The sequence below is a fragment of the Pseudomonas abietaniphila genome, assembly GCF_900100795.1.
GTDB classification, from domain to species: Bacteria; Pseudomonadota; Gammaproteobacteria; order Pseudomonadales; family Pseudomonadaceae; genus Aquipseudomonas; species Aquipseudomonas abietaniphila.
The window spans coordinates 374,549-391,989 of sequence record NZ_FNCO01000001.1 but is presented as its reverse complement, the minus strand read 5'-3'; the positions used below and the strand labels follow the sequence as shown (position 1 = coordinate 391,989).

Genomic DNA, 17,441 nt, shown 5'->3' with positions numbered 1-17,441 from the left:
CAGGCAAGCGCACGCCGACCGGCTCCCGCCCTGCAAAAATCCCTCCACCCGCTGCACCCGGACATTCGTTGCCTGCGAGCGACACGTCGCGCATTCAGCGTCCCCAAATCAGAAACAATGATTCCCCATTTAGCCTAATTGTTCCCTCATCGTTTAGTCCGTACATTCACCTCCAAGCCAGCAAGCATCCCGCTCAACGAGCGTCAGCGGCCACCCACTCCCGACTCATTCGACCTAAAGGACTAAGCCCTCATGAACACCCTGAAAAAGATCCTGACCGCTACCCTCCTCGCACTGTCCATTGGCAATGCGTTCGCCGCCGAAACCACCGTGCCTGAGCACCAGACTCAAGCCTTCCTCAACGCCCTCGCGGCAGGTGGCGGCCGACCGCTGGAGCAAATGACGCCCAAGGATGCCCGTGCGGTGCTCACCGGTGCACAGAACTCGGTGAAGGTCGATATGTCCGGCATCCAGGTCAGCGAGAAGACCATCAAGGCCGACAACCAGACCATCAAGCTGACGATCGTGCGCCCCGCAGGCGTCAAAGGTGAACTGCCGGTATTCATGTATTTCCACGGCGGTGGCTGGGTCCTCGGTGATTATCCGACGCATGCCCGCCTGATTCGTGATCTGGTGGTGGGTTCAGGTGCGGTGGCGGTCTACGTGGACTACACGCCTTCGCCGGAGGCGCATTACCCCACCGCGATCAATCAAGCCTACGCCGCGACCCGCTGGGTGGCCGAGCACGGCAAGGACATCAATGTCGACGGCTCAAGGCTCGCCGTGGCCGGTAACAGCGTCGGTGGCAACATGGCAGCCGTGGTAGCGCTGATGGCCAAAGAGCAGAACACGCCGAAGCTGCGTTTCCAATTGCTGCTGTGGCCGGTCACCGATGCGAACTTCGACACAGGCTCCTACCAGACCTACGCCGAGGGTCACTTCCTCACCAAAAACATGATGACGTGGTTCTGGGACAGCTACACCACCGATGCGAAACAGCGCGCCGAGATTCACGCATCGCCACTGCGTGCGACCACCGAGCAGCTCAAGGGCCTGCCACCGGCGCTGGTGCAGACGGCCGGCCTGGATGTGTTGCGTGACGAAGGCGAAGCCTATGCCCGCAAGCTGGATGCCGCTGGCGTCGATGTGACCGCGGTGCGCTACAACGGCATGGTCCACGACTACGGGCTGCTCAATCCGCTGAGCAACATTGCGGAGGTCAAGGCAGCGATGCGTCAGGCGGCGGGCGAGCTCAAGGCTCACTTGAATTGATCTCCTGACCCGGCTGGCTGGCTAAGCGGTGGGTCAATTGAGGACGATATTGACTGACCTGCCGTATTCGCTGCCGTCGTAACCTCCGACGTCTCCCACAGGCACCGGGCAGACCCAGGACTCGCGGCTGCCGCAAGACCTGTGGCTGCCGCGGAACCTGTGGGAGCGAGTTTGCTCGCGAATGCGCTGGGGCAGTTATATCGATGGCGACTGACACACCGTATTCGCTGCCGTCGTAACCTCCGACGTCTCCCACAGGCACCGGGCAGACCCAGAACTCGCGGCTGCCGCAAGACCTGTGGTTGCCGCGGAACCTGTGGCAGCGAGCTTGCTCGCGAATGCGCTGGGGCCGTTACATCGATGGCGACTGACACACCGTATTCGCTGCCGTCGTAACCTCCGACGTCTCCTACAGGGACCGGGCGGACCCAGAACTCGCAGCTGCCGCAATACCTGTGGTTGCCGCGGAACCTGTTGGAGCGAGCTTGCTCGCGAATGCGCTGGGGCCGTTACATCGATGGCGACTGACACACCGTATTCGCTGCCGTCGTAACCTCCGACGTCTCCCACAGGCACCGGGCAGACCCAGGACTCGCGGCTGCCGCAATACCTGTGGTTGCCGCGGAACCTATTGGAGCGAGCTTGCTCGCGAATGCGCTGGGGCAGTTATATCGATGGCGACTGACACACCGCATTCGCTGCCGTCGTAACCTCCGACGTCTCCCACAGGCACCGGGCAGACCCAGGACTCGCGGCTGCCGCAAGACCTGTGGCTGCCGCGGAACCTGTGGCAGCGAGCTTGCTCGCGAATGCGCTGGGGCAGTTACATCGATGGCGACTGACACACCGTATTCGCTGCCGTCGTAACCTCCGACGTCTCCTACAGGGACCGGGCAGACCCAGGACTCGCGGCTGCCGCAAGACCTGTGGTTACCGCGGAACCTGTGGGAGCTGCTGGAGGTTACGACAGTGGCGAACGCGGTGTTTCGGCCACTGCAACGCTGGCTGACTGGACACCGCAATCAAACGCACATCGGTACAAGGCTTTTTCGCCTGTGCACCTTAACGTCATGACTGACACCCTCGAGGCAACTGACATGAGCCAAAACTCCCGCACATGGGGCCGCAAACGCAGTTTCTGGGTGGCCGCTGCCGTGGTTGTCCATACGCTGTGGACCAGCGCCGCACCGGCCATGATGTACCCGCTTTACGCGCATCAATGGCAACTGACACCGACCGTGACCACGCTGATTTTTGCGGTGTTCCCCGTGTTCGTGGTCGCAACGCTGATTGCCCTGGGCGACCTCTCCGATTACATCGGCCGCCGCGCCGCGATGCTGTGGGGACTGACGGCGTCGTTGATCGGCGTCCTGCTGTTTGCGGTCGCCCCTGACGTCACTTGGTTGTTGGTGGGCCGGGCGTTCATGGGCATTGGCGTCGGGCTTTCCGCCGGCCCTTCAGCGGCCGCCGTGGTGGAGTTCAGCGCGCCGGGTAAAGCCAAACTCGCCGGCGCCATTACCACCGCGGCGCAGGCGTTCGGTCTGGCAGCGGCACTGATCATGGGGGGCGGGTTGATCCAATACGCACCCTTCCCCACCCGTTTGAGCTTCTGGGTGCTGGTGGTGGTGCTGGTCGCCACGCTGGCTGGCGTCTGGCACCTGCCGCGTCACACCAAGGCGGAAAGCAGCAAACGCTGGTCGCTGAAGTTGCCGCAGATTCACAAGCCGTTGCGCCGCGTTTTTCTGGTGTCGGTGAGCGCGGTGCTCAGCGCCTATTCAGTGGGCGCGACCATGTTGTCGCTCGGCTCGCAGATCGCCCATGACCTGATCGGCTCCAGCAATGCACTGGTCAACGGCGGTGCAATCTCACTGTTCGCCATTCTGGTGGGTTTCACCGGGATCGTTGCCAAACGCTTCAGCTCCAAGCTGTCCATCATTGCCGGTGCGAGTTTCTCCATTGCCAGCCTTTTGTTGCTGATGCTGGCGACCGCGACCCATGCGCTGCCAGTGTTCCTGTTGTCCAGTGCCGCCAGCGGCGCCGGTTACAGCCTGTTGTTCATGGGCGGTCTAAACCTGATCAACGCCCATGCGCCGATGCACCACCGGGCCGGAACGCTGTCGGCGCTGTTTCTGGTGGCCTACCTGATGCAAGGCGTGGTCGCGATGCTGCTGGGCCGCGCGGCAACCGCCTGGGGCCTTGATCTGGCGATCGATGTGGGCTCTCTGGCACTGGCCGGATTGAGCCTGGGCGCGATGTTGTTGGCGATTTTTGTCCGAGAGCCGCAAAAACCGCCCGCCGACCAACCGGTTTCCAGCGCTCAACCTGAGGCCGGTCGTTGATTGATAGCACGGCGCACACCCTGCAAAACGCGTTCATTCGCGAGGGTCGGCATCCTGATTGCCTGATCGTTTCTCGCGAATGAAGCCGCAGCCCTGCGATCTGACGGAGTTTCAAAATGCCCGCGATTCATCGCTCCATGGCCCCGGCCCTCAGCTTCAACGGCGGCTTTGTCGACACCGTCGGCTTTCTCGCCCTGCAAGGCCTGTTCACGGCTCACGTGACCGGCAACTTCGTGACCCTGGGCGTCAGCATTGTCCACGGCACCTCGGGGGCGCTGGCCAAACTCCTGGCATTGCCGGTGTTTGCCGTGGTGGGTGGGCTGAGCCACCTGGCAGCCGTTTCGATCAACCGGCGTGGATGGACACCCCTGCGACCGCTGCTGATCCTGCACACCCTTTTACTCGCCGCGTTCAGTGTACTGGCTATCGAATTGGGACCCTTCAGCGACGGCGACAGCGCCTCCGCGTTGATCACCGGCATGACCGGCGTGGCCGCCATGGCGATTCAGAACGCGATCTCGCGTCAGCACCTCAAAGGCGCGCCGCCCACCACCCTGATGACCGGGAATGTCACCCAGGGCGCTATCGATGTGTTTGCGCTGCTCGGTTTACGCGACGAGCAAGAACGCGGTGTGATCAAGCAACGACTCAAGCCCATCGCGCTGAACCTGCTGGGTTTCACCGCCGGTTGCATCGGCGCCGCGCTGTTGTATCTGGCACTCGGTCTGTGGTGCCTGACCGTGCCGGTGCTGGTTGCGGTCTGGACGTGCGTGAGCACGTTTGGCAGCAGTGACAGTCTGGCGTGAAATCCTGCGCCTCTGCGCGTCCCAATCGCTGAGGCGAACCCGAAGCCGTAAACCTGCCGGCGCTCTTCATGGGCGCCACGCCACTGACTTTAATGCTGCCATGGCCGGGCGCATGGCCATCTGCTGCTTCGGCCATCCAGATGAATACATCGGTTTTTCACCCCCCTGCGTTAGGACTCATGTCCCGCTTGCTCCGACGACCGGCACGCAATCCGTTTATCAGCCATTACCTGATAGTTATCAGTCTGTTAACGCTACTGACAGTGCAAAAAACAGGCGATTGTCAATTTAGCAGGCATTGAAACCCGCGGGATCCAATCTAGCTTTCTAACCAAACGGATAACCGCAGACGAATAAAACAGCACTCACTCTGACGGTATTAACGCCCAAAGAGCGGCGGCCAGCTTGATGGAACGGCCGCGCGGTTGTTGTCCCGAAGCGAAATATGGAACCAGGATTCAACGAAATGGAAAACATCGTCGTCGCTGACAAAACAACCTCTCAACTCACTGCCACTACCTGGGGCGATCTGGCCCTAAACCACCCCTCTGTCGTTCAAATGCCGATCGCGCCCGACCGAGTCGCCTCGGCGAGCCGCAGTGGGCAGGACCTGGTGGTCAATCTCAAGAATGGCGAACACATCAGGGTCGCCAACTTCTTCAATACCGGACCGGACGGCGTCCACAGCGACATGGTGTTTCAAGGCGACGACGGCGCACTGTGGCAGGCACAGTACGACGCACAAGTGTTCAAAGGCTTTACCTTCGAGGAAGTCTCTTCCATTGACGAGCTGATTGCCGGTGCCGGTGTCGTGGGCAGCGCCACACCTACATGGGCGATCGCCGGATTAGGGTTGCTCGGCGCAGGCGGTGCCGCTGCGGCGGCAGGTGGCGGCGGTGGAGGCGGCAGCGGAGGTGGCGCAGCGTCCCCTGATACGACAGCGCCCGATGCCCCCACAGGACTCGGCTTGTCCGCCGACGGTCTGTCGTTGAGCGGGCTTGGCGAAATAGGGTCTCGAGTCACCGTGTACGATGCCGCCGGGAACGTGTTGGGCTCCGGAACGGTAGGCAGCGACGGCCGTTTCCAAGTCGTTCTCAATGCCCCGCAGACCAACGGCCAGGCGCTGGATGTGACGCTGACCGATGCGGCGGGTAACGTCTCGACGCCGGGCTCGGTGACCGCGGCAGACACTACAGCACCTGATGCGCCTGGCAGTCTGGCCGTCAATGCGGATGGCACTGCCTTGAGCGGCACCGGTGAGGCCGGTGCAACGATCCAGGTCCGGGCGGCAAATGGCACCTTGCTCGGAACCGCCACGGTTGCCGCTGACGGCACGTTTAACGTGACATTGAATCCGCCGCAGACCGACGGCCAATCGTTAACGGTCATCGCCATCGATCCAGCAGGTAACACCTCGACACCGGCCCAGGCCCAGGCGCCCGATACGGACGTCACGACACCGGGCAATGGCGATGCCACGCCACCGGACGCCCCGACGGGTGTCGCGATAAGCGGCAGCGGTTCGTTGGTCAGCGGACACGGCGAAGCAGGCAGCACGGTCAACATCATCGACGCTAACGGCGCGTTGCTGGGGACCGGCAGTGTCGGCGCTGACGGGACCTTCAGCGTAGGGCTCAATCCAGCCCCGCATAACGGTCAAGTCCTGCAGGTGACCTTGACTGACGCGGCCGGCAACGTCTCATCCAATGTGCCGCTGCAGGCGCCCGACACCACCGCTCCGGCGCAGCCGGGCACCTTCGTTCTGTCAGCGGACGGCTTGACGCTGACCGGTGTCACCGAAGCCGGCGCCCGGGTGCTGGTTCGCGATGCCTCAGGCGCGGTGATCGGCTCGGCACGCGCCGGTCTGGATGGCACGTTCAGCGTGACGTTGGCGAGCGCCCAGACCAATGGTGAACATCTGGACGTCAGCGCCACTGACGCCGCGGGCAACACATCCTCCACGCCCCTGACCGCGGCCGACACCACCGCCCCGGCTCAGGTGACCAACGTGGTGATCAGCGTCGACGGTGCGCTGCTGTCCGGCAACGGCGAAATCGGTGCAACCGTTACCGTGCTCAACGCGGGCGGAACGGCCATCGGCACCGGTGTTGTCAGCGCAAACGGTACGTTTTTGATCACGCTGACGACGGCGGCCGCTCCAGGTGAACCGTTGAAGATTACCCAAGCCGATGCCGCAGGCAATCCTTCGCCGGCGCTCGACGTCCTCACGCCTGATGCTCAGGGTCCAGGGACGCCTGGCAACCTGGCGTTGAATGCCACAGGCACTCAATTGAGCGGTAACGGCACGGCAGGCGACTTGATTGAGGTTCGGGACGCGAACGGCACGTTGCTGGGAAGCGCAGTGGTTGGTAACGGTGGCACCTTTACGGTGACGTTCTTTGAGCCACGGGCCAACGGTGAAATGCTCAATGTCACCGCCACCGACAGCAATGGCGAGACGTCGGTCAGCGTGCCGGTCACAGCGCCGGATATCACAGGGCCTGTTGCGGCGGCCGATGTCGCGGTTGCCCACGACGGTCTGTCCGTCACCGGTCGTGGAGAACCCGGGGCGACAATCACGATCACAGACGCTCAAGGTACCGTGCTCGGCACCGGCACGGTCTCTGCGACCGGCGCGTTTTCCGTGACCCTGAATACCGCACAGACCAACGGTCAGACCTTGCAGGTCGTGCTGGCGGATGCCGCCGGAAACCCGTCGGCGTCGGCACCGGTGGTTGCCGGGGACCTGGACGGGCCCCTGCAGCCTGATGGTTTCTCGCTCAGCAGTGACGGTACGTTGCTCAGCGGCCACGGTGAAGCGGGATCGAGAATCACCGTCACCGACGCCAACGGCAATGTGCTTGGCAGCGCCAACGTCGCCGCCGACGGCTCATTCAGCGTGACCCTCAGCAGTGCGCAGAACAACGGGCAGACGTTACTGATCAACGCGAGCGACAGCACCGGGAATCCTGCAACGCCTGTTCCCTTCACGGCGCCTGATACCCAGGCGCCGACGCCGTTGACCAACGTTGCGCTGGATACTTCGGGCGGGGTGCTCACCGGTCGAGGCGAACCTGGCGCGACTGTGACCGTACGTGATGCGCTCGGCACCATGATCGGTACGGGCAGCGTTGGGGGTGACGGTCGTTTTACGCTCAACCTCACCACGGCGCAGACCGACGGGCAGGTGCTGCAGGTCACCCAGACCGATGCCGCAGGCAATCCATCCACGCCGGTACCCGTCAACGCGCCGGACCAGAGCGTGCCCGATGCGGTAACTAACGTCGAGATCTCTGCCAATGGCGCGGTGGTCACCGGTAATGGCCAGATTGGCGCGACGGTCACCGTGACCGATGCCTCAGGCAATTCACTGGGCACAGCGGTGGTGGGCGCAAACGGACGGTTTGAAATCACCCTTTCCAGCCCGCAGATCAACGGCCAGGGGCTGAACGTGAGCCAGGTGGATGGTTCGGTGACGCCATCGACGCCAGTGCCTGTCGACGCCCCGGACATTCAGGCACCCGACGCGCCTGGCAACCTTACCCTCAACAGCACAGGCGTTCTGCTGAGCGGGCAAGCCGAACCGGGTGCGACCGTGTACGTACGGGACCAGAGCGGCAACCTGTTGGGTACTGCGACGGCGGATGCCACGACCGGTGCTTTCCAGGTGACGCTGTCTCCGGCTCAGAACAACGGCCAGACAGTCCAGGTCACGCAAACCGATACTGAGGGAAATCTGTCGGTTTCCACTCCGGTGACCGCGCTGGACACGACGCCCGCCGACGCCCCGAGCAACGTGGCGATCACTGCGGACGGGCTTCATGTTTCGGGCAATGGCGTTGCGGGCGACACCATTGAAGTCCGCAGTGTGAACGGCACGCTGCTGGGGAGCGTGGTGGTGGCAGCCAATGGCAGCTTCACCGTCATCCTGACCAGCCCTCAACAAAACGGCGAAACGCTGAACGTGACGCAAGTTGACGCCAGTCAGATCCCTTCGGCTGCGAGCAACGTCACCGCCCCTGACATTACCGCGCCGCTCGCGCCGACTGACCTGGCCGTCGACGCCAATGGCGTGCTGAGCGGCACGACCGAAGCCGGCGCCACGGTCAATGTGCTGGATGCCAACGGCAACCTGTTGGGCACCACCACAGCCGGACCCAATGGCGAATTCACCTTTAGCCTCCCCGGCACACTCAATAACGGCCAGTTAGTGCAGGTCGTCGTTTCCGACGGCCTCCATGACTCACTCCCGGTCAGCACTCAGGCGCCCGACACCACGCCTCCGCCTCCAGTGGCCAACCTCGCCGTCAGCCCGGACGGCGCTCAGGTGTCCGGGACCGGCGAGCCCGGAACGACCATCACCATCACCGCCCCCGGCAACCTCGTGATCGGGACGGGCGTTGTCGGCAACGATGGTGTCTTTGTCATCGGTCTGAACCCGCCTGCGGAAAACGGCAGCATCAGCACGGTCATCAGTACCGACAGCAGCGGCAACCCCTCCACGCCGGTCGACCTTTCCGGCCCCGACGGCAATCAGGTAGCCATGCCGACGGACCTCGTCATCAGCAGCGACGGCTTCACCCTGACCGGGGCGGGCACCCCTGGCACCACGGTCAATATCGTTGCGGCCGACGGGACGAACCTTGGATCGGGCACCGTCAACAGTCTGGGTCGCTTCACCATTTTCATGCGCTTTGCTCAGTTGAATGCGCAGACGTTGCAGGTGACCGCCAGCGACGGCAGTGGCCACCACTCAGTGCCCGGTACAGTCACTGCTACTGACGCGACGGCGCCTGACGCGCCCTCGGATCTGACCATCAACGCCAACGGCAGCGCAGTCACGGGCAAAGGTGAAGTCGGCGCCACCGTTACCATCACCGACAGCAGCGGCACCGTATTGGGCACAGGCGTGGTGGCCAGCACCGGTCACTTCAGCATTGTCCTCAACCCTGCTCAGCTCAACGCGCAACCCCTGACCGCCACCCAGAGCGACGCGGTCGGTAACGTTTCGCAACCGGGCAGCGTGATCGCCCCGGACCTGCAGGCACCGAATGCCGCGACCGGCTTAGCCATCAACGGTGTCGGAACCGTGATCAGCGGCCAGGGTGAAGCGGGTGCCACGGTCACCGTTCGCGATGCAGCGGGCAACGTGCTGGCCACCGGAACCGTCGACCAGAGCGGTCAGTTCCAGGTGATGCTGCCCAGCGCGCAAACCAGCGGCGCGGCCTTGCAGGTCACCCTCACCGATGCAGCGGGCAACACCTCGCCGCAGAGCAGCCTGAATACGGTGGACACCACGCCTCCGGCCCTCGTCCAGAACCTCAACATCAGCGCCAGTGGCAACACGCTCACCGGCACCGGCGAAGTGGGCGCTACCGTTCGTGTCACCGACAGCAATGGCACCCTGCTGGGCACGGGCGTCGTGGCGGCCGACGGTGCATTCAGCGTCACCCTCGCGCCACCTCCGAACAACGGCCAGACACTGGACATCAGCCAGGTCGACCCCAGCGGCAACGCATCGCCATCCGCCACCTTGCAGGCACCGGATATCAGCCCACCGGCGGCGCTCACTCAGGTCGCGGTCAATGCCGACGGCGTGACCGTCACCGGCCACGGCGAGCCCGGGGCGACGGTTTCCGTGCGCAGCGTGGACGGTACCTTGCTCGGCACCGGGCTGGTCGGGGCGAACGGTTCATTCAACCTCACGCTCAGCTCGCCACAGACCAATGCGCAGGTGCTGACGGTCACCCAGGAAGACCCGCCGGGCAACGTCTCCACTGCGGTGAACGTGGTAGCGGTCGACCTCACTGCGCCGGATGCACCGACTGCGCTTGTGCTTAATGGCGCTGGTCTGCAACTGACCGGTAACGCCGAAGCCGGTAGCACGGTGATCGTACGGGATGCCGCTGGCGGAATAATCGGTACCGCCACTGCGGCCGCGAATGGAACCTTCCAGGTCACGCTCGGCTCGCCGCAACTCAATGGTCAGGCACTGACCGTGACGGCCACCGATGCGGCAGGCAATGTATCGAATCCGGCAGCCTATGCCGCGGCTGACACCACCGCCCCGCTGGCAGTGAGCAACCTGGCCGTCACGGCGGACGGTCTGTCGCTGGCCGGTCACGGCGAAGCGGGCGCGACCGTGGTGGTAGGTGATGCCAACGGTGTCCAGTTGGGCACGGCAACGGTGAACGCCAACGGCAATTTCAACCTGACGCTGAGCCCGGGGGCCGCCGCAGGCACCGTCCTCAACGTCATTCAGACCGATGGGGCGGGTAATGCATCGCCGCAAGCGGCCGTCACCGCGCCGGGCAATCTGGCAGAGCCGGCACCGGCCAACCTCGCCCTGAGTGCTGACGGCCTCACCTTGACCGGTACCGCCACGGCGGGCAGTACGGTGAGCATACGCAGCCCGTCCGGCACCCTGCTGGGCTCGGCGCTGGTCGCCAGTGACGGTACTTTCAGCGCCACGCTCAATACGGCGCAACTGAACGGCGAGCAGCTTTCGGCGACGGCGACGTCCAGCGACGGTATCAATTCCTTGCCCACCGGTTACACCGCCGCAGACGTCACCGCCCCTGCGCCCCTGAGCAACCTCGTGCTTTCTGCCGACGGCGCGCTCCTCTCCGGCCATGGCGAAGCGGGCTCGACCGTCACGGTGATGGGCACAGGTGGCGTGATTCTGGGTAACGCCCTGGTCGCCGCCAATGGCACCTTCAGCCTGACCCTGACCACGCCGCAAATTGCAGGGCAAACCCTGAACCTGAGCCAGACCGACGCGGCCGGGAACGAATCCCCCAGCCTGAACCTTGTGGCAAGGGACCTCGTGGCGCCCGACGCGCCGGCCGCGCTGGCGGTCAGCAGCGACGGCAGTGTGCTCTCCGGGACGGGGGAAGCCGGCGCGACGGTCAACGTCTTCAATGCCGCCGGCGCACTGTTGGGGTCCGGCAGCGTACGCCTCGACGGCAGCTTCCAGATCACGCTGACCAACCCTCAGGCCAACGGCCAGACGCTTGCCGTCACCCTGACCGACGCCGCAGGGAATACCTCGGCCGCCACCAACCTGATCGCCATCGACACCACCGCACCGATAGCGCTTACGCAATTGGCCATTTCCAGTGACGGTGCAACGCTGACCGGACATGGCGAGGCCGGCGCCACGGTGACGGTCAGCGACAGTGACGGCAACGCACTGGGCACCGTCGTGGTCGGCAGCACCGGAACATTTACGCTGGTGCTGAGCCCACCGCTGACCAACGCCGAAGTGCTGACGCTGGTGCAGACAGACACCGCAGGGAACGTGTCACCCAACGCCACCCTGGTGACGCCGGACTTCACGCCGCCCGACCCGCTTGCCAACGTCGACATCAACGCCGCGGGTGCAGTGGTGACCGGTACCGGTGAGCCCGGCGCGACGGTCACCGTCAAAGACCCTGCCGGTAATGTCCTCGGCAGCAGCGTGGTATTGGCCGATGGCTCGTTCAGCGTCACGTTGAGCACGCCGCAGATCAACAATCAGATCCTCAACGTCCAGCAGGCCGACCCACCGGGCAACGTCAGTGCGGCCGTGCCGGTGACCGCGCCGGACCTGACGCCCCCAACAGTGCCCACTCAACTGCTGTTGAACGCAGACGGCGGTGTGCTCAGCGGCAGTGGTGAAGCCAACGCGACCGTGCGCATCACCTTGGCCGATGGCACCCAGATCGGTACCGGCTCGGTCGGTGCCAACGGCACGTTCCTGATCACACTCACGCAAGGCCAGACCAACGGCGAGCAAGTCTTCGTCGTGCTTACCGATGCCAAAGGCAATGCGTCGGCGGCGGGCACTCTGTTCGCCCCGGACACCACCGCGCCAAACGCAGTGGCCAACCTGGCGATCGATGAAGCAGGCCGAGTCGTCAGCGGCACCGGTGAAGCAGGCGCGGCCATTGTCGTCAGCGATGCCGCGGGCAACGTCCTCGGTACCGCAACGGTCAGCGCGGGCGGCACCTTTACGCTCACGCTGTCAGTGCCTCAACTCAATGGCGAGACGCTTTCGGTCATTCAACGAGACACGGCGGGGAATCCTTCGACGCCAACGACCGTCGATGCACCGGACATCACAGCGCCTGCCCTGCCTGTCGTCACCGGGCTAAGTGCCGATGGCGTAACCCTGAGCGGAACCGGGGAAGCCGGTGCAACGGTCCAGGTCACCAGCGCAACCGGCCTGGCGCTGGGCACTGCGACGGTCGATCCCGATGGCACCTTCAGCATCACACTCAGCCCCGCGCAGCTCAACGGTCAGGTACTCACCCTGTCACAGACCGACGACGCCACTAACGTCTCAGGCAACGCAACGTATCAAGTCCCGGACGTGACCGATCCGGCGCCGGTCGACAACCTCGCGGTCAGTCTCAATGGCCTGGTGCTGACCGGTACCGGCGAAGCGGGCGCCACAGTGAATGTGTCCTTCGAAGGCGCCTTTCTGGGCACTGCGACCGTTGCGGCCGACGGGACGTTCAGCGTCGACCTGTCGACCGCGCAGCTCAATGGACAGTTGCTGTCTGTGGTTCAGGTGGATACCGGGACCAATGATTCAACACCGGCGACCGTCAACGCACCGGATATAACAGCCCCGGCGCTGCCGACCGTCACCGAACTGGCGGGTGGGACTGCCCTGACCGGCACCGCTGAAGCGGGCAGCACCGTGACCGTGACCTCGGCAAGCGGCGCGTTTCTGGGATCGGCGATAACAGGGGATGACGGCACCTACACCGTCACGCTGAATGCGCCACAAACCAACGGCCAGACGCTGTTGGTGACCGCCACCGATGCCGCCGCCAACCCGTCGGCCACCCTGCCCTTTACGGCGCCCGACACCACCGATCCGGACCCGGTCAGCAATCTGTCGATCAGCCCGGATTACACCCAACTCGCCGGCCGTGGTGAGGTCGGCGCGACCGTCACCGTCAGCGTCAACGGTGTAGAGATCGCGACCGGGACCGTGGGGGCGAACGGCACCTTCGTCATCGACCTGACCGGCATCGCTGCCGATCAGATACTGTTCGTCGTTCAGAGCGATGCCGCGGGCAATGACTCCACCGCGTCCACGCTGGTGGTGCCCCTCACGCCTGCGCCGGATGCCCCGGACAACCTGGTCCTCTCGGCGGACGGTGTGACACTGACCGGGACCGCCGCCAGCGGTGCAACGATCACGGTGTACAGCCCGACGGGCACTCCGTTGGGTACGGGCGCCGTCGGCATCGACGGCACCTTCACGGTGACACTCAGCCCGGCGCAAACCAACGGCCAGATTCTGGACGTCACCGCCAGCACGGTGCTCGGTGGCTCGTCGGTGCCGACCGAGATCACTGCAGGTGACACCACAGCCCCTGTTCCGCTGACCGATCTGGCAATCAACGCAACGGGCACAACGGTGACCGGGCGCGGGGAAGTCGGCGCGACGGTCACCATCACCTCTGCCAACGGCACGGCACTGGGAACGGCTGTGGTCGGCGCAAACGGCACCTTCAGTGCGCAACTCAACAGCGCCCAAGCCAATGGACAGATCCTCAACGCGTTCCAGACCGACACGGCGGGGAATCCTTCGACCACGCTGAACGTCACGGCGCCGGACATCACCGCGCCCAGCGCGCCCTCCACGTTGGGGCTCAATGGCACCGGTCTGCTGTTGACGGGCCTGGGTGAAGCCGGGGCCACAGTGACCGTGCGCAGCGCCGCCGGCCTGGTGCTGGGCACCGGAACCGTGGCGGCGAACGGCACGTTCTCGGTCACGCTGAACACCGCACAACTCAACGGCCAGCCGCTGACCGTGAGCCAGGCCGACGCAGCCGGCAACGTCTCGGCGTCAACCGGCTTCACGGCACCGGACACCACGGCGCCTGCGGGTCTGAACAATCTGGCGCTCAACCCTGGCGGCCTGCAACTGAGCGGGTCCGGCGAGCCGGGTGCGACCGTCAGCGTGACCAACGCCGCAGGCCAGGTGCTGGGCACCGCGGTGGTGGGTGCCGGTGGCAGCTTCACCGTGCAACTGTCCAGCGCGCAGCTCAACGGCCAGTCACTCAACGTCCAACAGGCGGACCCTGCCGGGAATCTGTCTCCGGTCGCCAACCTGGTGGCCACCGATATACAGGCACCGACTGCACCGACCGGCCTGACCCTGGCAGCCAACGGTCTGACGGTAAATGGCAGCGGCGAAGCGGGCGCGACGGTCAACGTCTACAGCGCTGGCGGTGCCTTGCTGGGCACCGGCACGGTAGGCAGCGGCGGCACCTTCAACTTCAACCTGACCTCGGCCGCGCAACTCGACGGTCAACCGCTGACGGTGCGTCTGGTCGACGGTGCGGGGAATGTCTCTGCGGCGGGCAGCCTGACAGCGCCCGACACGACAGCCCCCGGCGCGCCCACCGGCGTTGCCGTCAACGGCAGTGGCACCGTGTTGACCGGACTGGGTGTGGCGGGCTCGACCGTGACCGTGCGCAGTGCCACAGGTGTTGTTCTCGGCACAGGCACCGTGGCGGCCAATGGCAGCTTCTCCGTCGCACTGGCCGCTGCGCAGATCGACAACCAGGTCCTGACCGTCACGCAGGCCGACCCGACCGGCAACGTCTCGGTATCGGCCACGGCAACCGCACCGGACCTGACGGCTCCTGTCGCGCCGACCACGCTGTTGGTCAGTGGCGACGGCCTGACGGTCAGCGGCACCGGGGAAGCCGGTTCTACGGTAATCATCAAGTCCGCCAGCGGCACCGTGCTCGGCACGGCGGTGGTTGGCGGCACCGGTGTGTTCAGCGTCGGGCTCAATGCAGCGCAGATCAACGGTGAGAAGTTGTCCGTCAGCCTCACCGACACCCATGGCAACGTCTCGGTCGCAACGGTCGTCACGGCACCCGATATCGATGTCAACGCGCCGGTGGTCGCCAGTGACAATCTGGCCACCGCCACGGTGATCATCGCGCCGGTCAAGGTCACGCAGAACTTCTCCGACTCTTTCACCACCCTGCTGTCCGGCTTCTCGAAAACCTTCACCTTTACCGTGGCCAGCGGCACCAGCATCGACCCAACGCTGACCCTGACCTCGGGCAGCCTGATCTCGCTGCTCGACGGCGTTTCCTACACGCTGCAAGTCAAGAGCGCCAGCGGCGCCTGGGTCACACTGGACGTCAATGGCAGCGGTGGACTGCTCGACCTGATCGCCATTGCCGGTCAGGGCGTGCGGGTCAATATCGGCGACCTGCTGGGGGGCGACTATCGCCTGACCGTGGCCAGCGCCGGCATCGGCGTGCTGACCACCGTCACCACCCAGCTGCAACTGGATATCACCAGCCTGACGCAGTTCACCGGAACCGCCGGTGCGGCGATCACCGGTAACGTGATCAGCGACGTCGGCACTGACGGTCAGGTCGACCAGACCGGCCCTGATCAAGGCGCCTTGTTGCAGATCCAGAAAAACGGCAGCTACGTAGCGGCAGCCGGTGGCACGACCGTGCAGGGCCTGTACGGCACGCTGACCATCGACGCGAACGGCAACTACAGCTACAAACCCAATGGCAGCCTGAGCAGTGTCGGCAAAGTGGATGTCTTCAACTATCAACTGGTGCACGCCAACGGGCTGAGCGACACCGCCACGCTGTACGTTCGCATCGACAGTCCACAAGCGGCGGAAATCTGGAGCAACACCAACCTCGCCAGTCCGGCCTTGCTGGTGGACGCCACCAACGACATCGCTCATACGGGCATCACCCTGGTCAATCAGGAGGTCACCACAAACTCGGCGCTGGGCAGCTTCGGCGTGTTGCTGGGTGGCAGTAGCGGTACCTATGCCACCAGTGTCGCGGCCAACACCGTCAGTGACCTTACGGTCGTGGTCAACGCCAGTAATCTGTTGAGCCTGCTGAGTTCGGTGACGGTGAGTCTTTACAAGCTCAACACCACCACGGGTCAATACGTGTTGGTGAAAAGCTACGGCGGCGGCTCGTTGCTCAATCTGGGCGGGGGCAATTACGGCATCCAGTTCGACGATCAGACGTCCGGCAGCTATCAGGTCAAAGTGGCCGTTGGCGGTCTGGGCGTGGGAAGCACGATCAACACCAGCCTCATCAATGTGGCCACCTCCACCAACCAGTTCGTCGTCGGCAGCTACACGCCTGTGGCAGGCAACCTTCTCACTGACACGGCGGGGGCCGGTGCAGACGTACTCGGCTCGGCCTATACCGTGCTCAGCGTGCAGCAAGCCGGGATGTTCGTCACGCCGGGCTACAACGGCACGACCCTGGTCGGCACCTACGGTTCGTTACTGGTGCATGCCGACGGCAGCTACGTCTACACCCTCAACCCCGGCCAGACCAGCGCGGTGGTTGGCCATCAGGATGTGTTCACCTACCAACTGACCCATCCCAACGGCACCACGGACACTGCCACGTTGACGGTGGACCTGGACGCGGCCGGCGCCGTGGCCACCACATCCTTCGCGGCCCTGGCCAGCGTCGACGATCACAGCGCCGCGTCGGTCGCGACAACGGCCGCCGCTGCGGGCACCGAACTGATTCAGGGCACCGACGGCAACGACACCCTCGACGGATCCCACGGCGGCGCCGTGACCTTGCAAGGCGGTGCCGGTAACGACACGCTGATCATCAGCGACCCGCATTTCGCGTCGGTGGACGGCGGTACTGGCACCGACACGCTGCTGTGGGCCGGTGGCGACGCGGCAATCAATCTGGGCGATCTGCAAAGCCGGATTCACAACATCGAAGTGCTGGACCTGAATCACACCAGCGCCGTGTCACTGACCGTGAGCCTGGCAGACCTGGTGGCGATCACCTCCTCTGACAACAACACCCTGCTGATCAAGGGCGACAGCAAAGACAGTGTGCACATGACCGACACCTGGGCGGCCGACGGCACCCACCAGGCGGACGGAATCGACTACACCCAATACACCCCGCAGGAGGACCCGAGTCACCATTTGTGGGTACAGAACGGCATTCAGGTTGTTTGAGATCCAGGGAAGTCTGACCCAGGT

Annotated in this window: 4 protein-coding genes; all 4 read left to right on the top strand. The window is 64.4% G+C overall.

Going from position 1 to position 17,441, the window contains the following annotated elements; translation table 11 throughout:
- The first annotated feature begins 252 nt into the window (after positions 1 to 252).
- The 4 genes from BLS87_RS01520 to BLS87_RS01505 all read left to right on the top strand — a co-directional run bounded on the left by BLS87_RS01520 (position 253) and on the right by BLS87_RS01505 (position 17,417).
- Positions 253 to 1,272, top strand: coding sequence for an alpha/beta hydrolase (locus tag BLS87_RS01520; RefSeq protein WP_074749633.1), 1,020 nt, complete (start codon positions 253 to 255; stop codon positions 1,270 to 1,272).
- Between the two features lie 1,097 nt (positions 1,273 to 2,369).
- Entirely contained in the window at positions 2,370 to 3,611 is a 1,242-nt protein-coding gene (locus tag BLS87_RS01515) for an MFS transporter (RefSeq protein ID WP_074749632.1), read from the top strand.
- 116 nt (positions 3,612 to 3,727) lie between these two features.
- Positions 3,728 to 4,417 (top strand): YoaK family protein, encoded by a 690-nt coding sequence (locus BLS87_RS01510; RefSeq protein ID WP_083370570.1) that lies wholly within the window; start codon positions 3,728 to 3,730, stop codon positions 4,415 to 4,417.
- A 466-nt stretch (positions 4,418 to 4,883) separates the two neighbouring features.
- The gene (locus BLS87_RS01505) at positions 4,884 to 17,417 is read left to right on the top strand and encodes a BapA/Bap/LapF family large adhesin (RefSeq protein WP_074749631.1); all 12,534 of its coding nucleotides are present in this window, start codon (positions 4,884 to 4,886) and stop codon (positions 17,415 to 17,417) included.
- Positions 17,418 to 17,441 lie beyond the last annotated feature (24 nt).

Coding starts and splice junctions, on each gene's coding strand:
- BLS87_RS01505 (WP_074749631.1), top strand. CDS start 4,884: ATGGAAAACATCGTCGTCGCTGACAAAACAACCTCTCAACTCACTGCC.
- BLS87_RS01520 (WP_074749633.1), top strand. CDS start 253: ATGAACACCCTGAAAAAGATCCTGACCGCTACCCTCCTCGCACTGTCC.
- BLS87_RS01515 (WP_074749632.1), top strand. CDS start 2,370: ATGAGCCAAAACTCCCGCACATGGGGCCGCAAACGCAGTTTCTGGGTG.
- BLS87_RS01510 (WP_083370570.1), top strand. CDS start 3,728: ATGCCCGCGATTCATCGCTCCATGGCCCCGGCCCTCAGCTTCAACGGC.